We start from the raw sequence: 20519 nt of genomic DNA, 5'->3' as shown, positions 1-20519 counted from the left end.
CAATGAAAACAAGTGACAAAGTACATTGCCTACGCTTTCTTCTTTCCCTGTGCGATAAAGATTATTGCTGATAAGTGGCAGAACTGCTGTCTCATTTGTGATTATTTTGCCCGTCCTTTTCCTTATTGTTTCTTTCGTGAAAAAGTGTTTAATTAACAATAGTTTTTAAGTGTTTAAAAGTAATGGTGGTATAAGATCTGTAAAATTAACCGTCAGTCAGGGCCTGAAATAGTTAGGGTGTAACTGTAGAAGTTATAAGGTGGACGAAACGAGTAAATTCGCGAAATTAGAATGAATGGCATGTCTTGCAAACTGGCTATATTTTGTTTTCTTTGTTGAAGACTCTATACGTGAATTATGAGAGTCTTCTGGCGTAAATAGATAATGGAAAGGCAAGCCCACTGTAAGCGGGCTTTGTGAAAGTTAATGTGTGGATTGTTGATGATCTTCTAAGAAAATAGGCTGAGAGTATTCATCAATCAATACGGGTTCCATCTCAGACATCACAATGTTGATTGCACCTTTGAGTATGTGTGCATTGAGCACATTGCTTTGAGATTGGGCCAAAATGCCAACAGCGTGAAAGAGAAGTGCAGAATCTGGCAAGTCTTCCGCTACGAAGTCTTGGCTTGTCATCTCTAAGGCTTGAAGCAAATAAGTAATGAACTCATTCGTTGTGTAGTTTGCTGTAATTTGGCTTCCAATAGCGCGGTGCAGTGAAATAGAAATTTCTTTGCTCGGTTCGTACTTCAGAATATCTTGGCTCGATGGGTTCCAAAACAAAGATACTGACTTGCCAAAGTCGTCTTTTGTGATCACTTGCTGCTCTAAGGCCAACGCCGTGATTAAAGAAAAAGCTTGGCTTCTGGCGTTCGGCTCTTCCTTTTCAAGATACTCAATGACGACGTCTTTTGGCTCCAAACCACATTGGCGCAGCTTTTTTACACTATCGACAATACTGATGAGCTCTTCCGTTGGTGAACTCACAGAGGACAGAGCCATTGCAGCTTCATTATTTATTATGACATCCACGGCGTAATCATCTTCCTTATCCGAGTTATTAATAGCATATCGTTTCTGTAGATTTTCGCAGTGAAGCCATTCAAATAAACCATAAAAATGTCAGCGACTTAACGGTCGCGATAAAATCTGAGTCAGATCGGTGTGAGGCGTTACGTATTCTCGCCAACTTTGTCGGAAACTTGATACAGCAAAACAGGCAAATTCTCACTATGTTTTCTTCGACGCTCCCTGATAAAGCAAGGAGGAGACATGAATGAAACTGATGCTGTGACGGCGGTGATCGATATGCATCACCAAGGCAAAAACAAACTGGAAATTGCCAGTGAACTGTCGATGCAGGGTTGGGTGTTTTACGATGCTCTCGAGTTCACAGAAAGTATCTACGAGTGTGAATCGCTTAGAGACCCCATCCGCATGGGAAGCTCGTTGGATGAAATGCGAAAGCAACCCCCAATAGATCTCTAATGCTGACAAAGCCCGACACGTTCGGGTTTTGTTTTCTCGAAAAAGCCTTCCAACCTTAGCGTTTGTGATACTTCCGAACCCGTCTCAATATTGGGTTTAGCGACAGTGTCGCTCAAATAAACATCTACTTGATCACACAAATGAAAAGCTCTGGTTTGTTTTTGAGCAGCCACTGATTATCTTATCTTCATTATATTGAAGAATGTGACAGTCAAGCGTTTCAGTAACTGCCACGCTCTCACGATATGTAAGGCAATGAGAGTTGCTTTTTATTTGGTCTTATTCCTCAAAATAATGAGGATTAAGACTGGTGCAATGTCATGTGGAATCGTTCAGGGATTTGCGGGCTCGTTGAGATTGAAGAGGCGTTACACCCTGTCGAGTAGACGAATGAAGGATGTTTTATGAAGAAGATTGGGATCGCTGGTTTGCAGCGCGAGAAAATCAAAGCCCAGATCGAAGAGAGCGCACCAGGCATGTTCGAATGCCACATTCTCAATGATATGGATGCAGCCATGAAAGTGAAATCTGGGCAACTGGACTACTACATCGGTTGCTGTAACACAGGGGCAGGGGCTGCGCTTTCCATCGCTATCGCGATTATCGGTTTTGCCCAAAGTTGCACCATCGCAAAACCTTCCATCCAAGCAAAAGCCGAAGAAGTCGAAAAGTTCGTTAAGGAAGGCAGAGTGGCTTTCGGTTTATCTGTTGAACATGTTGAGCATGCAATTCCGATGCTCGTAAAACAACTCGCACATCAGTAGTAAGGACGCAGTTATGGACTTTATGCAGTTAGGTTTAATTTCCGTTCTTTGTGCCATGACAGCACTCATTGCAAACATGAGTGCTGCGGTTTTCCACGATGGTATTCGTCCCGTTCTCCCTCAACTCTTTGAAGGAAACATGACGCGACGCGATGCCGGTTCAGTCGCGTTTGGTCTTTCTATTGGCTTTGTTGCCTCAGTCGGTATCTCTTTCACTTTATCAACGGGTTTATTGAACCCTTGGCTCTTGTTCTTGCCGACTGACATTCTTGGCGTGATGATTGCGAGCCGCTGGCTGGCCGCGTTGGCTGGTGGCTTGTGGGGCGTGTTGGTTGTTACGTCTCTATCTGGTGTAAACGCTGTGTTGACGGGGCTGCCGGTTGACGCCTTGGGTGCACTGGGTGAATTGGGTACGCCAGTTATTACAGCGTTTGCGCTATTCCCACTGCTGGCGATTTTTACTCAGTTTGGTTGGAAAGCAGGTGCGATTGCCGCTGTTGTTATCCTGATGTCTCGCTTGCTAACCATTAAGTTTACGGGCATCTACCCAGAATCTATTCAAATCTTTGTTGGCATGCTGATGCTGGTGGGTACTGCGATTCACAAAGACATTCAGGACAAGAAAAACGGCATTGCGCCGCCTGATATGTCTGGGCTTCACAGTATTTTTGAAGAACGTACTAAGCGAATCATGAAACACCTGCCGTTTTTGGCAGTAACAGGCGCGTTAATTGCCGCAGTATCCAATGGTGGTTTCTTTGCGGGTTCTGAAGTGTCTATCTATTCTCTGGCTGAAGCTTACAAGATTGCTGACCCTGCAGAGCAAGACGCTGCTATCCAACAAGTAGCTCTGTCTGAATTGATGCGCGGTCTTGGCTTTATTCCTTTGATTGCTACCACAGCACTGGCGACCGGTGTTTACGGCGTCGTCGGTATGACCTTCGTATTTGTTGTGGGTTATCTCTCTCCAAACATTCCCGTCGCAGCCGTTCTCGGTGCATTGACCATCTGTGTGGAAGTCTTCTTGCTTCGCCGTATTGGTCGTTTTCTTGAGCAGTTCCCTTCCATTCGTAACGCGTCAGACAACATTCGCGATGCGATGAACACGCTGATGGAGTTTGCTTTGTTGATAGGCGGTGTACTCGCGGTCATGAAGATGGGTGGCACAACGGGACTGACCATCTTCGCGATGTTGTTCTTCCTCAATGAAGTTTTGGGACGTCCAGTATTGAAGATTGCGGCACCAGCGGTCGCTGCAATTCTCACGGGTATTCTGCTCAATTTGTTCCATGTATTTGGTCTGTTTGCGGTGTAACTAACCCGCTTAGGTAACACATTAACTCAGCCCGTATTCCTCCCCCTATAAGGGATATGGGCTGCTTTAAAGAAAGCGTAAAAAAGGAATAGCTATGTTTCTTGAGGCACTTAAAAAACAAAACTCAGAACTGATTCAGAGTGCCATTTTGTTATTACGTCAGGGAAAGATCCTTCCCGACACCTATGTCATAGATGTCGACCGTTTCAGGGAAAATGCGAAGAAAATTAAGCAAAAAGCGGACGAGTGTGGTGTGAAGCTTTTTGCGATGACAAAGCAGCTAGGGCGTAACCCGATATTGGCCAGAATTTTGATTGATGAATGTGGCTTTGAAGGTGCAGTCTGCGTTGATTTTAAAGAAGCCCTGAGCCTGCATGAGCAGGGCATTAAGATTGCTCACGTTGGTCACTTGGTTCAACCTCCCAAGCATGTGCTCGAAAAGCTTATCTGCGAAATAAAGCCTGAGATCATCACGGTTTATTCGATAGAGAAAGCCCGTGAAATCGCTGAGGCCGCATCAGAATGTGGTGTGGTTCAGGACATAATGTTGAAGTTCTACCAAGAAGGTGACCACCTGTATCCCAATCAGGAGTCGGGGTTCAGACTCTCTGAACTCGATGAAGTCATCGACCAACTCCAGACACTTCCGAGCATCAACATCGCGGGTATTACGCATTTCCCATGCTTTCTTTTTGATAACGAAAGCCAAACAACCCGTCCTACCCAGAATTTGGTTACGGCGCAAAAAGCGATTGAGAAGCTCAGTCAAAAGGGCATTGAAATCACTCACCGTAATTACCCTTCAGCGACCAGTTGTGAAACCTTGCCGCTAATTAAAGCGCAGGGAGGAACACATGGTGAGCCTGGACATGCGTTAACTGGAACGACCCCTGCCAATATTGGTGGCTCTCAGCCCGAAACCATAGCAATGGTGTACGTCACGGAAGTTTCTCATGTGCATGAGGGACGCACGTTTTGCTTCGGCGGCGGTAATTACAGCCGCAGTCAAATCGAAGGTGCATTGGTCTTTGCTGATGAGTCAAACGACGGAGATCTTTTTCCTGTTTGCCCGAGCGACCTTTCAAGCATTGATTACTACTTCCAGTTAGATGGAGAAGCGAGCGTAAGCAGCCCGGTTGTTATGGCTTTTCGCACGCAGCTTTTCGTCACGCGCAGTGATGTTGCATTGGTAAAGGGTATTTCGACGGGGGCACCACGGTTGGTCGGCCTTTTTGACACGCAGGGAAGACAAATTCAAAGGTGACAGGATGTCGAAATTTATCGTTGTTGTGCTGGATGGCTTTGGCGTTGGTGAAATGCCGGATGTTGCTCAGTGCAGACCGCAAGATCTTGGTGCCAATACCGCTGCAAAGCTTGTGAGTTATTTCTCTGATCGCAGACTGCCAACGTTAGAAAGACTTGGTCTGATGAATGTGTTGCCGAATGTCCATTCGGCAATGAAGCCTTGCATATCTGCAAACTGGGGAAGGGCGATGTTGGTGCATGAAGGGTGTGACACCTTCATGGGGCATCAGGAAATCATGGGAACAAAACCTGAGCCACCGCTGGTGATGCCGTTTAGCGAATCCATTGATGACATTGAACAAGCACTAATTGGGGAAGGCTACGACGTTGGCCGTATTTATGTGCAAGGTTTGCCGCTTCTGTCTGTGCAAGGTGCAGTCGTGATTGGCGACAACTTAGAAGCTGATTTGGGACAGGTTTATAACCTTACGGCCAACTTCAACCTGATTAGCTTTGATGAAGTAAAGAAAATTGCACGGGCGATGAGAAAAGCCAATAGCGTGAGCCGCAATATTGCCTTTGGCGGTGTCATTGAGAGTATGGAACGCATCTATTCGGCAATCGAAGTGAAGACCGACAACGAGGGGAAAGCCAAGTACATTGGCGTGAATGCACCTAAGTCAGGCGCGTACCAATGTGGCTTTCAAGTTGAACACCTTGGATTTGGTGTGGATGCTGAGACTCAAGTTGCTCAGCAGCTCAAAAAGAAAGGCGTCTCAACGTTTCTTTATGGAAAGGTGGCGGATATCGTGCAAAACGAAGGAGGTATATCTTATCTTTCCGTTGTCGATACCAATGATGTGTTTTCGCTTTTAATTGAGGATCTCGCTAACAACAAGCAAGGTTTCTTCTGTGCCAATGTCCAAGAAACCGATTTATCAGGCACGAGCAAGACCCTGAGCGATACTGGCAAGTGCTAGAACGTGCCGATAATGGGCTGCAGCGTGTGATTGCTGAAATGTTTGGTAATGACATGCTGGTGGTGATGGCTGATCATGGAAACGATCCTTTTATCGGTCACGCTAAGCATACCCGCGAATTCGTACCTGTCTTGGTGTATCAAAAATCTCGTGAAGGTGTTGTGTTTGGCACCTTGGAGACGCTTGCAGATGTCGGTGCAAGTGCCGCTGCTTTCTTTGGCGCGGACTTACCACAATTCGGTTCGCCAACGCTGTTATAACTCGCAACGTCCGACTGATTTAGACCTTGTTGTCGATTTGTCGGCAAAGAAAAAGGCTCTCCAGATAACACGGAGAGCCTTTTCATTTTTGTATTGCTGAAAGCCTTGCTACTGGGCTTGTTCGCTTTGCCCTGTGCCAGTATTAAAAGACTCAAGCATACGATTTGCCTGATGAATATTCACCGACATGAGATTGAGGATCTCTTGCAGTGTCGTTGAATCGGGGACGTTACCGTTCTGCGCCTTGCGTTCGTTATCTTTGGCGAGACGCGCCAAATTGCTGATGCCGAGATCCATGGCCGTTCCGCGCACAATGTGGAGGGTTTTGAAAATTTTCACCACGTTGTGTTCAGTAAACGCCTGAATTAAATTGTCAGAGGAGCGCTCAAATTCCTCAACCATTAGCCTCAGCAAATCTTGAACAACTTCTGGTTCTTCAGCGAAGGCTTTTAAGTTCGCACTGGTTGTCAGCTCTTCCTCTGTGAGTTTCAATTCTTTTTTGGGCAGACGAGAGAGGGCAACAACGTTGTCAGACGCAACGGGCTCATCACACTCACTTTGCTGGAGCTTCTTATCTAGTTTTTCAAACTCGTCCAGATAGAGGTAAATGGCTTCTTCAAGGCTATTTTTTTGCATTGGTTTTGTCAGGACGTGATTGGCTCCGATCCCCAACAGCTCATCGTGCGCCTCGCGGAATACATCAGCGGTACAAGCAAATATAATCGTATCTCTGTATTTTTGATTACGAATTTGCCTAATGGCATCAACACCGTCCATTACCGGCATGTGTTTATCCATCAACACCAGATGGTAGTTCTTTTGCTTCAACGCAACGACGGCTAACTTACCATTTTCTACCGTGTCTGCTTTGTGGCCCAGAGATTCACAATGGCGTTTGGCGAGCATAGCATTGACTGGGTTGTCGTCAGCAATCAGTACATTCAGCGGAACCTGTTTTACTTCTTCAGGCGCATGCAGTGTCGGTACTTCAATAGGTTGTTCGGCAGACTTCCTCATGACTTCAATGGGTAAGGAGATGTAAAACTCTGTTCCTTTTCCTACCTCACTGGTGACGGTGACGCGACCGTTCATCTGGGTGATGATTTTCTTGACGATAGAAAGGCCTAAACCCGTTCCGCCAAATTTTCTGTTGGTCGAGGATTCGGCTTGTCTGAACGGTTCAAAAATCTGATCGAGCTTATCTTGGGGAATGCCGACACCCGAGTCTTTAATCCAAAAGTGCAGCCAATTGTCGTCGGCATCAAAATCGCTGGTAATGCGGACAAAGCCGTTCTCAGTGAATTTAATTGCGTTCCCAACAATGTTGAAAATGACTTGGCGTAACCGGGAGCTATCACTGAGGAACAGCATGTCTTGAGGTACGTTGCTGCCAATTTCGAGTTTTACGTTTTTGTCTTCTGCGACGGAGTGAAGTGAATTGGTAACGGGGTCTAGCAACTGCGAAAGACTGAAAGAGACTTTTTCGAATTCCATTTTACCTTGCTCAACTTTTGAAAAGTCGAGAATGTCATTCAAAATCGTCACCAGGTGTTTGCCTGACTCCCCAATGATTTTGGCGTGCTTGCGAGTAATTTCTTCTTTGGTTTCGTCAACGATGAGTTCTGCCATTCCAAGAACACCATTCATGGGTGTACGAAGCTCATGGCTCATTGTTGCAAGGAACAAGGTTTTAGCCTGATTCGCACGCTCAGCTTTCTCCGTTAAACGAGTCAGATCTTCATTTAGTTTTTTGAGTTGGTTTTCACGTGCCCACGATGAAAGGAAGATATAAGCAATGAAACTACACAGTGCCAAGACGAAGTAGATAAAAGATGTTTGAAGCGCACTCAATGCCATGTACTTAATCTGATTTTCGGTGTTCTCCACGAAGGCGGCGTTTTTCCCAAGAAGTATTTCATCGAGCAAGTTCGACACTTCGTTTTTGAGCAACAGATACCTTTCTAAGTAGCTGTTTTCTGTTTCTGACTCTTTGGATAAGACCGTCGGTGATGTAGGAGCCACGTCAGCAAGCACTGCATCGCGCATATCGATGGAGGTTTTGGCAGAGTCTCTGGCGATGATCAGTGCGATGAGGTTATCGATGCGTTGAGACAAGTTAATGTGTTGGGCAGAATAACGTTCAATAACGGCTTCGACCTTACTGCTGTTCGCGCTGAAAAAGCCAAACGCATTGTTTTGTGCCATAGCAGTGAACTTGTCTAAATCCCTCTCATTTTGAACCACTTGTTGCGCTAGAACATAAGGCGTTATTGCGTAACCAGAGTTGAAGGCCACGGCTTGGTCTCGCAATGCTAATACATCGTGGCCAAGCTCAGTCAGTTCAATACTGACCGCCGTGTATTGTCGTTGTGCGACAAACCCATTGATGGCGAAAACGGTTAAAACGAGTGAGAGTGCGAGGAAAGAACGGCTCAACAGGATGAGGTTATTCATTTTCTAGTACCTCAAGAATAGCGGGTCTGGGTGCACTCAGAGCATGTAAGAATGCCACCAAGTTATCGACGGTTTGTGGCTCTAGTTCTCGCCCCAGTTGAATGTTCGCCATTATATTGATGGCCTCTTCCAGCGTTTGGGTTTGCCCATCGTGGAAGTAGGGGGCGGTGTCAGCGACGTTTCGAAGGCTTGCGACACGAAAGATGTATTTATCCACTTCTTTGTTTGTAAACTTGTGGCGCCCGGTGTCATGGTCGCGAATTTCAGAAAGCGGTTTGTCCGTTGCTTGGTAATAGCCGAAACGCTGCATGATACTCCCACCAATGTTCTCGCCTTGGTGGCAATTCACACAGCCCAGTGATTGAAAATCTTCCCAGCCAGCTTTCGCTTTATCGTTCATGGCGTTCATTTCGCCTTTTAAGTAACGGTCGAAGGGAGAGTTTGGTGTGAGTAGTTGTTCTTGAAAGGTGACCAATGCATGTTTGATGTTGAAGTCTGAAATTTCAAGTCCGGCAGCGTTGAACAACCCTTGATATCTCGTCGAGGCTTCAACGTAGCGGTGAATATCTTCCCAAGAAGAATCCATTTCTGCTGGCGCATGTATGGGGCCATCAAGTTGTTTGGTTAAGGTATTGGAGCGACCATCCCAGAAAAAGCGGTAGTTTAAACTGGCATTGAAAACGGTCAGGGAATTACGGTCGCCGGCTCCGCCTACTCCGTGGGAAACGGGCGTAATTTCAGCGCCGTTGGTAGATAGGTTATGGCATGAAGCGCAACTGACAGCATTGTTAGATGAAAGGTTGGGGTCATTAAAGAGCTCCCATCCTACTTTGATCAGTGCCATCTCAGCCTGTTCCGGGACGGGAACCGGGACAACGAGTGCTTGATTATCAAGCTGCTCAGCAGAGGCATGCGTATCCCCGTGACCGTGTTCATGGTCATGATGCGCGTCATGGCTAAGCATGTCTGTCGTCGTCAACGCAATCACGCCAAGGCCTAACAGGCTGGCGACAGCAACAGTGGTGGCAACTCTAGTGTCTATCATATGGGCCAACTGTATTATTGGTATTACAGTTAAGCTTAGGATAAAAGGCCTCGTTGTCTAATTATCTGCTCAGTGCGCTATTGATGAATTTCTCTTCAATAAGAGTGAATTATCAGTAAAAGGGGGAGGGAACTTACCTTAAACCAAACGTAAATCTCCTGTATTATTGGACTCTTTCTCCCCAGCTTGGAAATCAGCATGTCTGCAAACTATCTCAATGCTTTGAATACTGTGTTTGGCTTTGAAAGTTTGAGAGGAGGACAACAGCGTGTTGTTGAGTCTGTCTTAGCGGGCAACTCATCTGCCGCAATATTTCCAACGGGATCAGGGAAATCACTCTGTTATCAACTCCCTGCGCTACACCTTCCACATTTGACGCTCGTGATTTCTCCTTTGCTGGCACTGATGAAGGACCAGTTGGACTTTCTAAAAAGCAAAGGCATCACAGCAGCCTCGATAGATTCATCTCAAACCTTTGATGAATCAAAAGCCATCATGCAAGCCGTAAGGGCAGGTGAAATCAAGATCTTGATGATCTCAGTGGAACGTTTAAAAAACGAACGCTTTCGGCAGTTTATTGGCTCAGTACAGATTTCACTGTTAGTCGTTGATGAAGCGCACTGTATTTCTGAATGGGGCCATAACTTCCGACCTGATTACTTAAAACTACCGAGTTATCGTCAGCAGTTGAACATCCCACAAGTGTTGCTTTTGACGGCCACGGCGACACCGAAAGTTATCGACGACATGGGTGCCAAGTTTGGCATTGAGAAGCAAAACATTGTGGTCACAGGCTTCTATCGAAGTAATTTGGATTTGAATGTTATCCCTTGTGCTGAGGCTGAAAAGAGCAGCACGTTGCTGGATGTGCTCAACCAAGGCTTACATCAGCCAACCATCGTTTATGTGACACTGCAAAATACGGCGGAAACCGTAGCAGCGTTTTTATCCCGCAATGGCTATCCGGCGAGTGCTTACCATGCTGGTATGGCGAGTGAAGATCGTCAGCGGATTCAACATCAGTTTATGAGTGGTGAAGTGAACTGTATTGTCGCGACGATTGCCTTTGGTATGGGCGTAGACAAGTCAAACATTCGGGCGGTTGTGCATTACGACATGCCAAAGTCGATTGAAAACTACAGCCAAGAAATTGGGCGAGCAGGGCGCGATGGTCTGAACTCAATCTGTACGGTGCTGGCAAACCGAGAAGGAGTCAGTGTCTTAGAGAACTTTGTGTATGGCGATACGCCAGATAAAAGTGCAATTCGCCACGTGATTGAGGATATTGGTGGAGCACCAACCAATAATCAATGGGAAGTGATGACAACCCGTTTGTCTTCGGACAGCAACATACGACAACTGCCGCTTAAAACCTTGTTGGTATATCTCGAAATGGAAGGCGTTATCGAGCCGCAATATACCTATTTTGCTGACTACCGATTTAAAACCACCATGTCGCCGGAACAGATTGCAAACCAGTTTGAAGGGGAAAGACGTCACTTTGTCGAAGCACTGTTTGCAGCATCACCGAAATCGCGTGTCTGGCATTCCGTCGATTTTGATGCCCTTTGGCACGTGCATCATGCTGATCGTAAACGCGCGGTTGCTGCATTGGATTACTTTGCAGAGAAAGGGTGGATAGAGCTAGAAAGCAAACAAATGACGGATGTTTATCGTGTATCCAACCGCAATGCGTGCCTTGGCGAGAATGCTGTTACGTTAAGTGAGCGAATTCACCACCTGTTCTCATCCAAAGAAGAAACGGAAATACGCCGTGTTCACGCCATGCTCGATCTCTTCGAGACACAAACGTGCTTGAGTCACCGTCTTGCTCAGTATTTCGCGGATACAAATGCGCCAGCCAGTGTGGGCATTGTTCGGTATGCCGAGGCCAGATTGCGCAGTTACCGACAACGTCAGATCTGCCTGATGTGTCAGTGAGTCAAGTCGGGCAATGGAGCCAGTCTTTTACTCACGCGGTTAAAGCACTTAATGTGGAACTTACTGCGGAAACGGTAACGCGTTTTCTGTGTGGTATCAGCACACCACTGATGACGAAGGTAAAAGCATCCAAAATGGAAGGGTTCGGTAAGCTTGCCCAATATCCGTTTGAAGATGTAAAGAAATTATACGAGAAAACCTCTTTGCTTTAACGTTACGTAACGCATTGATAATAATTAACTTGTTTGAAAAATTGAACGATTATCAATGCGTGAATCATGCCATTAAAAAGTTTGTTGTCGATCGAAAAAGTGATCCGAACATTACATCTCTACGCATCTAACTGTGAGAAGTAACTGATTTTAAACTCATTAAAAACCTTACCATCGTTGCGGTTTTAGTTTAAACGATGTCATCAAGGAGTTTGATGTGTTTTTAATTGAGTTTTTGATTGTTTTGGGATGTATCCTCGTCGGTGCTCGCATTGGCGGTATCGGTCTGGGTGTTTTGGGTGGTGTAGGTCTTGCGATCCTTGCTTTTGTGTTTGGTCTTCAACCAACGAGTCCACCGATCGATGTAATGTTGATGATCATGGCCGTTGTTGCAGCAGCGGCAGCGATGCAAGCATCTGGTGGTCTTGATTACCTCATCAAAATTGCTTCAAACATTCTGCGTAAAAATCCTCGTCATATCACTTTTATTGCGCCGCTTGTTACTTACTGCTTTACCTTCCTAGCAGGTACAGGTCACGTAGCGTATTCAGTGCTGCCAGTGATTGCAGAAGTTAGCCGCCGCAGTGGCATTCGCCCAGAGCGTCCACTGGGTATGGCAGTTATTGCTTCTCAGTTTGCTATCGTGGCAAGCCCAATTGCTGCAGCGGTTGTTGCGCTGGTGGCATTCCTTGAGCCTCAAGGCATTACATTGGCAGATGTGCTGATGGTGACAATCCCAGGTACGTTCCTAGGTTTGGCACTGGCATGTGTCATTGTGAACAAGCTGGGTAAAGAGTTGAAAGACGACCCAGAGTACCAACGTCGCATGCAAGATCCTGCTTTCCGTAAGGAAATGGAAGCAGAAGTGCAGGTTGAAGAGATCGTTGTTAAGCCTGAAGCGAAAAAAGCGGTTGGCCTGTTCCTGTTTGGTGCGTTGGCAGTTGTTATCATGGGGGCATTCCCAGCATTGCGTCCAAACTTCAACGGCTCACCAATGGGCATGGCACACACGATTGAAATCATCATGCTGGCGATGGGTGCACTGATCATTCTGATCTGTAAGCCAGACGGCAATGAAATCACGCAAGGCTCTGTATTCCATGCTGGTATGCGCGCAATTGTCGCGATCTTTGGTATCGCATGGTTGGGTGACACTTTCATCGCAGGTCACGATGCAATGGTGAAAGAAGCGGTATCTGGCATGGTTGAAGTGGCACCATGGACATTCGCGTTCGCACTGTTCGGTCTATCTGTCATGGTTAACAGCCAAGGTGCAACAACGGCGGTTCTGGTACCAGTAGGTATCATGCTGGGTCTGCCAGTAGAAGTGATCATCGCGACCTTCGTTGCGGTTAACGGTTACTTCTTCATTCCTAACTACGGTCCAATCATCGCTTCGATTGACTTTGACCGTACGGGTACCACGAAGATTGGTAAGTACATCTTTAACCACAGCTTTATGATCCCTGGTCTGCTGAGCATGATCTTCAGTATTATTTTTGGCTTCGTGTTCGCGAGCTTCGTACTGTAATCTCCTTGTAACCAACGTATATAAGTCACAAGCCCTGTCAGTAAACGCTGACGGGGCTTTTTAATTTATGTAGGAAGCCTTGGATATTTTCCTAACTGTTATCCTTCATTGTCCGTCTAATGGTATTATCTGGCTCTGAAATCTTTGCATGCATAGCGTCGACCAAGACGGAGTTAAAATGGCAAAACTAACCTTACAAGAGCAGATGCTCCAAGCTGGCCTTATCGATAAAAAGAAAATGAAAAAGGCGGGCAAATCTTCTAAAAAATCACGCACACTCGCGAAAGAAGCCAAGCAAGCCGTTGAAGAAAAACGTAACGCGCAATTGGCACAAGACCAAGAACTGAACCGTCAAAAGAAAGAAGAAGCGGATAAAAAAGCAATTGCTGCCCAGGTGAAGCAGTTGATTGAAATGAATAAAATCGACCGTAAAGATGGTGACATCGGTTACAACTTCACTGATGGTACCTTAGTGAAGAAAATCTACGTCGATAAAACCACGCAAGACCAACTGGTTAATGGTCGTTTAGCGATTGCACGCTACATGGACGGATACGCCGTTGTTCCAGGTGTTGTAGCTGACAAAATTGCTCAGCGCGATGAAGAGTCGATTGTTCTAAATAACACAGTCGCAGAACAAGAAATGGATGAAGATGATCCATACGCAGACTTCAAGATCCCTGATGATTTGATGTGGTAATCAATCAGTATAATTGACCTTACCCCAAGTCTCTGCACGTAGGCTTGGGATTTCACTTCTTTGCTTTCGCTAAACCCTCCCATCATAAAGTACTTCGTTATCTAACTCAGTAAGTTAGAAAACAGTGATGTTGCTTCAACGCCATTCACATGGTTTTTCAATTTAATTTCAACAAATTGTTAGCTCTCACCTTGTAATGTGATAAAAAACGACAACACTTACAGCGAGCATATTTCTATCTAAGTGACTGTCTTTATGAGAATAACAAAAGTTGCTTTACTCTCCACCTTCCTCGTTGGTTGCGAAAAGGATATTACAGAAGAGGATTTTTGGGCGCGCTGCTTAAATGAGTTGCGGGAATACAACTTCTCTTGCCACGGTAAGCGTGTCGTCAATCTTGAGGGGACAATTGTTGATGCATCCCATACCCAGCTTTCTGTCAAAGTGGGAAGCGAGTTAATGGTGCTGCACTTTCCCGGTAACTATGACTTCTCTACGGAAGTTGAATTCCACTATCTCCGTTATCTTCCCGTAAAATTTACGGGTGTGATTCAAGAAGGGGCTTGGGCAACTCGAAGCTATACCATAGAGAATCCAAAAATTACGAAGTATATGCTTCCTTCTGCAGAACATATTGCCGCAATTGACAAAGAGCTGGATGCAATGGAAGACATAACGGGCCCCCGTGGCAATGAATCGTCGGCTTTGGATTATTGCATCTCTCAGGCAGAAAGTTTTTATCAGGCAGATTGCGACTCTACAGAGAAAGAGTTCGCAGAGTCATTTTGGAGCAAAGACATACTCTACACACAAATAAAGTGTATAGGTGAAACGGGCGTTAACATCACCTACGAATGCCAGACTTACGATGGTGCAACCGTACTTGAAGCCTACTGGAATACGAGATGGTAGGGGCGCGTCTATCGAAGCGTCATTTGAATACAGGTTTAGGGTGACGCTAGTCTGTCACCCAGATAATATTTCCTACCTGATAGTACGTCCCCCACGTATAAACAATTCAGCAAATCTCAGCCACGTAGGCCGCTTCCTACATCAAGCCTTTTCAAGTGCCAGTCGATTTTGACTTTAATGTTATGTTATAACATTGCAGATGGTTGGGTTTGAACCAAGACTTGAATTCAACAAACGATCGTAGCCAGTGATGTTGTAAGCATCTAAACGCTTCATTCTTTGTTGGAACGTACCGTGAAAAGGAGGGAGACAGTGACTGCGAAGTGTTTAGAGAAAGCAATAGTCGAGAATGTCGGTACACATTGCTATCGAGAAATGGCGTCAGGAATCAACCCCAGTGTTCTGGCTGATATTTATAACCAGAACGTAAATATTGCCGTGTGGGAAAGGGACTTGCCTCAACGCTTAAGTGATGAAGTGACTAGGCTTCTTGAAACGAAACCAAGCTTTAGAGCGTCCGTGATTGTTGAACCTGAGAAGGTCGGGGGGAGTCTGGCAGAAAAACTTCACCCCGAACAATATCCGTTGCTGTTAGGAGATATAGCAACCTTGGTTGACATGTTCTGTTGTTTGTTTGGGCTTGAGCGTGCGGGTCTAAGAATAACCGCTTTGGATGGACCAATGTGTCCTAAGTTTCATGTCGACAAAGTACCGTGCCGATTAGTGACGACTTACCAAAATATTGCTACTGAATGGCTCCGAGACAGTGCAGCAAACAGAAAGGTGCTCGGGCTTGATAATGAAGGCAAACCTCAAGGTTCTGTTGCTCCCCAGCCTGAGGCTAGCGAAATCCATCAGTTGTCGTGTGGAGACGTTGCTCTGCTAAAAGGCGTTTGTTGGGAAGGCAATGAAGCGTCTGGGTTAATACACCGTTCTCCGGCTATATCGAATGAAGCCGGACGTTTACTGCTGACTCTGGACTTTGCGAATTGAATGAAGTGTATTTTCTTTGGACGTTTAGCTGGTTGACTTCTAGGTTCTACGTTGGCGAGTTGTTTTAATGATTTTAATTTAAGGGTTTTTAATTAAATTAATTTCAAATTTAAAGTCTGATTCATTAACTAACTTTATTATGTAATCTTAAGTCAATATTATCGTTGTAAGTATTTTCTTACCTGCGAAGTTGTTGAATTGGCATAAATAATCTTTAAGCTTTGTTTTGCGTTAAAAACATCCCTTTAGCTGAATGCAACTGGTGTCAGTTGGTCATTTGGTTATTGGCATAAAAGGTTATTTATGAATATCAAAAAAACAAAACTAGCTTCGGTTATTTCATCCGCATTATTCTTGGCGGCTGTTTCAAATGTCGCAACTGCTGACGTGTATGTAGGTGCAAAGTATGGTTGGAATGACACAAACAAAGATTGTATGTCTGACAGTCGCTGCGAGAGTGATGGACAAGTAGGGGGTATTTTTACTGGCTACGAGTTTAACGAGTACCTTGGACTAGAGCTGAATGCTGACTACTTAGGTCAAATGGATAGCTACCAAAATGGCAAACTCGCTGACGACCTCTATGCAATTTCGCTAGCACCAAAATTTAGCCTACCAGTAACTGAGAGTATGAATGTATTCACCAAGCTAGGCGGCGCATACGTTAACTTTGATGGTAATCAAGAAGACTATGTTTTCACCGGTGCGGTTGGTGCTGAGTACGCTGTGAACTATAACTGGAAAATTCGCGGTGAGTACCAGCGCTTTGAAGATATAGAAACTCGAATGCTGTCTTCTGTTGATGCCAATGCTTTCACATTAGGCGTTCAGTACAAGTTTGGTTCACCGGCACCAGTATACGTTACCAAAACGATTCAAGTGACCGATGTTGTTGAAGGCACTGAGCTTGTCACTTACACGCACCCAGTCGTGCTTAAGACGGTACAGTTTGGCTTCGACTCGGCGATGATGAATGATTCTTCAAACCTTCGTGAAGCGGTAAAAGTTCTAAAAGCGTACCCACAAGCTAAGGCAAATGTGATTGGCTTTACTGACAACACAGGCCCGCAAACTGTGAACCGTCTACTGTCTGAGAAGCGTGCGAAAGCTGTAGCGGAATATTTGGAGCAAGATGGTGTTTCATCAAGCCGCCTGAAGGTTGAAGGAAAAGGCGATGCTGACCCTGTTGCTGATAACGATACAGTAAAAGGCCGAGAAATGAACCGCCGTGCTGTGGTTGAAGTCCCTTCGTTTGATTATCAAGTTGAAGAAACGGTGATGAAAGAAGTGGTTCGTGATGTCACTGTGACTGAAGAAGTTATCGCGGAATAACTGACGAACTTATATCAGACCATTTAATGTGGTTTTGAATTAATACAATTAGAGGGAACAGCGTGTTGGATGTTCAAGTCGACAGGATGTCGAACCTCTATGATCCTAAAATCTCGTTCCTGCATTAAATCATCATTCTTTATCCATTCTTTTCCATGAATCGTCTACATAGCCCGATTTCAACACGTCCGAGCAATATAACTTCCCTCGTTGTTTAAAATCCTCAATGTAAACACAAACCAACGGTCACTAATGGCACGAGTGAATTGAAAATAGCTCTTATGAACAGTGCTTTTTCCGTTTAATACCGTCGACAAGTTTCTCCATTAAATGAACTCGAAAACGTAGAGCAAAAATGGATTACACGAATAGAGAATGATGGGTTAGGTGCCTGTCAGAAGATTCTGTTGTTTACTGTAGAAACGCTCCTAACAGGCACTAAGTTTCGGTCTAGAGGACTCTGTTTGGTGGGATTATTGGCAAATTTGAACGTTTAGTGTTAGCCCGCCGAGTTGCTCGTTGGGTTGATTTGTTAATTTTGTCCAACGCGCGTTTAAGCACCATACGAACTTCTTCGGAATCCTTGCGACGTTTGCTTTCTACGCCGGGTTGTGTGGATGTTGCCACGTCAATTCTGATATCGAAGATCTCAATCTCTTGATGTTTCCTTAATTGAGCTCTTACATATTCGAAAAAAGCTCGGGCTAGCGTCATTGACTCTAAATAACATCCTTCGTCTGTCATTCTGCCTCGGGTCGTGACGCCAACATCTCGTAGCGTATCATCTGGCACACCGTACTCTCTGAGTTGCATGAATTTGGGTGCGTATTTGTTACGTACGACAATCGTAATTTTTGCGAACTCCACCTGAGCGATGTTTTCGAAATCTCCTACGCTTCTAAACATAGTTCCTCACAAAATAACGTGGAATGAACAAAGAAAGCCGCCAATTAGATAGCGGCTTTGAAGATTAGTCTGTCTTAGTTCTCTGTGTCTTGAGCTTCAGTTTCATCATCATTGTCTGTTTCAACTTCTTCTACAGTTGGGTAGTCGATGACGATAACTGGCCAGTCAGCGGCTTCTTCGTTTGACTGTATACTCACAATTTCAACACCTTCCGCGAGGTTCAGGTCTTTCATTAGGACTTTGTCGCCAGCACCTAGCTCTGAAAGGTCTACACTGATTTGGTCTGGCAAATCTGATGGCAAACAAGAAACCTCAATGTCTTGAATGACCTTGTTAGCCACAAGGCCTTTTTTCACCAACTCATCTTCACCTAAGATGTTTAGTGTCATCGTGATTGTCACTGCTTCGTTTCGTTTGATGCGCAGAAAATCCAAGTGCTGAATTAACGGTTTAAAAGGGTGTCGTTGTACGTCTTTCACGAGAACTGATTCAAGAGCACCATCGATATTCAAATGGATAATGTTGTGGAATAGCTTATGGTTAATTTCTGCATGCGTTACTTCGGTATTGCGGACCGAAATTGAGACTGCGGCCTTATCCGCGCCATAAAGTGTTGCTGGAATCAGTCCCATCTTGCGTAGCCTGCGGCATGCACCAGTCCCAATTTCATTTCTATTCTTAGCATTTAGTACAAGCTTACTCATTACTTTTCTCTTATTTTTCTTGTGTATTTAATTAGAACTATTTTGTCGTTCCTTGAGCACATTACATCGAAATCAACATGACAAACTGTGTCAAAAACGATGCTAGATAGATGGAGGATTTATATTGGTAAGCAAACTCACCGGGGTGGGCGGGAAATATAATTTCACCTTATTGATATTTTTAGTTATGAGACGAATTTATAGCGAGAAGCATGGTTCTTTATTTAAGAGCTGCGAATAGCCTGATAATCAATGTTTTTAATAGAAAGCAAGGAGTGAGACAGCATTACTTGAAAATAAAATCCAACGATATGCATAAACACAATGATAAACGAAAGGATACAAATGATGAAAAAAGCACCTTTGCTCGCGGCGTTAACACTACTGACGTTTAACGCGTCTGCGGAGACGAAGTCGGTTGAGATGGTCGACTTGAACTCTGGTCAGGTAGTCGGCGTAGTTGAAGTGAGTGAAAGCAAATATGGGACTGTCTTTTCTCCAAACTTAGACAAGCTTCCACCGGGAATGCATGGCTTTCATCTTCACTCGAACGGTTCTTGTGAGAGTAGTTTGAAAAATGGAAAGAGGGTTCTTGGTGGGGCTGCTGGTGGTCATTTCGATCCTGAACACACAGGTCAGCATGGTTTTCCTTGGGCAGATGACAACCATTTAGGAGATTTGCCTGGATTGTATGTTGATAGTAACGGTAAGGCCGCTGTACCCGTTCTAGCACCTCGTGTGAAGCTAAGTGACATAAGTGGAAAAGCGATTATGATTCATGCGGGTGGGGATAATCATTCTGATCACCCAGCAAAATTAGGTGGTGGTGGCGCACGTATCGTGTGTGGTGTGGCTAAGTAAAAATGCCAATTTTAGAAATATTATACTTATTTATGAAGTGTATTAAGAGTTGAGGGGTAAAAAGGGGGGCACTGCCCCCTTTTGTGGCTAAATTAATTGTAATTTGCTCTATGTACTACGATTTGATCAAACTGCGTGCAAGTGTCATTGCTGTCTCTGACGGTTACGCTATTTCCAATAGCCATTGCACTATTGAGAAGGCCTAACAGCGCTGGACCTTGAGGGTTATCAAGGTTTAGTCCAATATCTAACAGTTGCTCTTTTGCAATACCTTGGAACTTCACAACGATTGTTGATTTGAGATTATTGAACTCAGCCTTTTCAGTCTCACCGACTCGAATCCAATCAATAGTTTTTGCTGTCACACAATCTGTCATTGCAAAAGACTGTGGAGATGAAATCAAGAATATTGCCAATAGTAACGCTTTTTTCATTTTTTATTTCCATATTTATGAATGAATTCACCAGATTGCCACTCCAGAGTGGTTTGGTGAGGGGGTATTCAATAGTGTAATAGTTGGTTTTATTATGCTTTATTTTTTGTGGTGAATAATTATTTGATCAAATTGTTCGCAGTTATTGTTGCTGTCTCTGACAGTAACTGAGTTTCCTAAATTCATAGCACTATTTAGAATGCCTAGGTTAGCTTTTCCTTGTGGATTGTCTAGATTAAGTCCGATATCCAATAATTGCTCATCTGCAATATCATGAAACTTAACGACAATGGTGGACTTTAAATCGTTGAAATTGGAATTTTCCGTCTGACCTACACGTATCCAATCAATGGTTTTTGCTGTAACACAGTCAGTCATCGCAAAAGACTGGAGGGGAATTGCGAAGCTAAAAATTAAAGTAAGCATGTATTTCATATGTGGT

Annotated in this window: 16 protein-coding genes and 2 pseudogenes; 12 read left to right on the top strand and 6 right to left on the bottom strand. The window is 44.8% G+C overall.

All coding sequences use genetic code 11. From position 1 onward, the window contains the following. Positions 1-423: 423 nt before the first annotated feature. On the bottom strand, positions 424-1002 hold the full coding sequence (locus tag ATN88_RS19345; protein ID WP_067419286.1) for a hypothetical protein: 579 nt from the start codon (positions 1000-1002) through the stop codon (positions 424-426). A gap of 270 nt (positions 1003-1272) precedes the next feature. Between ATN88_RS19345 and ATN88_RS19340 the strand changes: the two genes are divergently transcribed. The 5 genes and pseudogenes from ATN88_RS19340 (at position 1273) to ATN88_RS19320 (ending at position 6052) form a co-directional block, all read left to right on the top strand. After that, positions 1273-1488, top strand: coding sequence for a hypothetical protein (locus ATN88_RS19340; RefSeq protein ID WP_067419285.1), 216 nt, complete (start codon positions 1273-1275; stop codon positions 1486-1488). A 404-nt stretch (positions 1489-1892) separates the two neighbouring features. Next, the gene (locus ATN88_RS19335) at positions 1893-2252 is read left to right on the top strand and encodes a DUF2620 domain-containing protein (RefSeq protein ID WP_067419284.1); all 360 of its coding nucleotides are present in this window, start codon (positions 1893-1895) and stop codon (positions 2250-2252) included. A gap of 13 nt (positions 2253-2265) precedes the next feature. Then, positions 2266-3567, top strand: coding sequence for a YhfT family protein (locus ATN88_RS19330; protein ID WP_067419283.1), 1302 nt, complete (start codon positions 2266-2268; stop codon positions 3565-3567). 94 nt (positions 3568-3661) lie between these two features. Further along, positions 3662-4831, top strand: coding sequence for a YhfX family PLP-dependent enzyme (locus ATN88_RS19325; RefSeq protein ID WP_067419282.1), 1170 nt, complete (start codon positions 3662-3664; stop codon positions 4829-4831). A gap of 4 nt (positions 4832-4835) precedes the next feature. Then, positions 4836-6052, top strand: a pseudogene (locus ATN88_RS19320) (phosphopentomutase). Between the two features lie 108 nt (positions 6053-6160). Here the strand turns inward: ATN88_RS19320 and ATN88_RS19315 are convergent. Next, the gene (locus ATN88_RS19315; protein ID WP_067419281.1) at positions 6161-8506 is read right to left on the bottom strand and encodes an ATP-binding protein; all 2346 of its coding nucleotides are present in this window, start codon (positions 8504-8506) and stop codon (positions 6161-6163) included. Continuing rightward, a complete protein-coding gene (locus ATN88_RS19310; RefSeq protein WP_067419280.1) occupies positions 8499-9551 on the bottom strand; it encodes a cytochrome-c peroxidase in 1053 nt (350 codons plus the stop codon). The genes ATN88_RS19315 and ATN88_RS19310 overlap by 8 nt, the downstream gene beginning before the upstream one ends. Positions 9552-9749: 198 nt before the next feature. Between ATN88_RS19310 and ATN88_RS19305 the strand changes: the two are divergent. From ATN88_RS19305 to ATN88_RS19280, 6 genes and pseudogenes are all read left to right on the top strand, one after another. Continuing rightward, a pseudogene (locus tag ATN88_RS19305) lies at positions 9750-11704 on the top strand (RecQ family ATP-dependent DNA helicase). A gap of 217 nt (positions 11705-11921) precedes the next feature. Then, positions 11922-13235 (top strand): anaerobic C4-dicarboxylate transporter family protein, encoded by a 1314-nt coding sequence (locus tag ATN88_RS19300; protein WP_067419279.1) that lies wholly within the window; start codon positions 11922-11924, stop codon positions 13233-13235. A 178-nt stretch (positions 13236-13413) separates the two neighbouring features. Next, positions 13414-13935: a DUF2058 domain-containing protein gene (locus ATN88_RS19295; RefSeq protein WP_067419278.1), complete on the top strand. Its 522-nt coding sequence runs from the start codon at positions 13414-13416 to the stop codon at positions 13933-13935. Positions 13936-14190: 255 nt separating this feature from the next. Further along, complete coding sequence (locus tag ATN88_RS19290; RefSeq protein ID WP_067419277.1) at positions 14191-14847, top strand: hypothetical protein; 657 nt, start codon at positions 14191-14193, stop codon at positions 14845-14847. 312 nt (positions 14848-15159) lie between these two features. Beyond that, positions 15160-15840, top strand: a complete 681-nt coding sequence (locus tag ATN88_RS19285) for a DUF1826 domain-containing protein (protein WP_067419276.1) — start codon at positions 15160-15162, stop codon at positions 15838-15840. Between the two features lie 303 nt (positions 15841-16143). After that, a complete protein-coding gene (locus ATN88_RS19280) occupies positions 16144-17172 on the top strand; it encodes an outer membrane beta-barrel protein (RefSeq protein WP_067419275.1) in 1029 nt (342 codons plus the stop codon). Positions 17173-18152: 980 nt separating this feature from the next. On the opposite strand, the gene ATN88_RS19270 is transcribed toward ATN88_RS19280, so the two are convergent. Next, positions 18153-18782 carry a 50S ribosomal protein L25 gene (locus ATN88_RS19270; RefSeq protein ID WP_269748203.1) on the bottom strand — a complete coding sequence of 210 codons (630 nt, stop codon included), beginning with the start codon at positions 18780-18782 and terminating at the stop codon, positions 18153-18155. A gap of 348 nt (positions 18783-19130) precedes the next feature. Between ATN88_RS19270 and sodC the strand changes: the two genes are divergently transcribed. Next, positions 19131-19643 (top strand): superoxide dismutase family protein, encoded by a 513-nt coding sequence (gene sodC, locus ATN88_RS19265; RefSeq protein ID WP_067419272.1) that lies wholly within the window; start codon positions 19131-19133, stop codon positions 19641-19643. 92 nt (positions 19644-19735) lie between these two features. Here the strand turns inward: sodC and ATN88_RS19260 are convergent, their stop codons facing one another. Together ATN88_RS19260 and ATN88_RS19255 are read right to left on the bottom strand one after the other, a co-directional pair. After that, positions 19736-20077 (bottom strand): hypothetical protein, encoded by a 342-nt coding sequence (locus ATN88_RS19260; protein ID WP_067419271.1) that lies wholly within the window; start codon positions 20075-20077, stop codon positions 19736-19738. Between the two features lie 99 nt (positions 20078-20176). Then, positions 20177-20512 (bottom strand): hypothetical protein, encoded by a 336-nt coding sequence (locus ATN88_RS19255; RefSeq protein WP_067419270.1) that lies wholly within the window; start codon positions 20510-20512, stop codon positions 20177-20179. Positions 20513-20519: the final 7 nt, after the last annotated feature.

It is taken from the genome of Enterovibrio coralii, assembly GCF_001559595.1.
GTDB lineage: Bacteria > Pseudomonadota > Gammaproteobacteria > Enterobacterales > Vibrionaceae > Enterovibrio > Enterovibrio coralii.
This window is presented reverse-complemented; position numbering and strand designations above follow the sequence as displayed.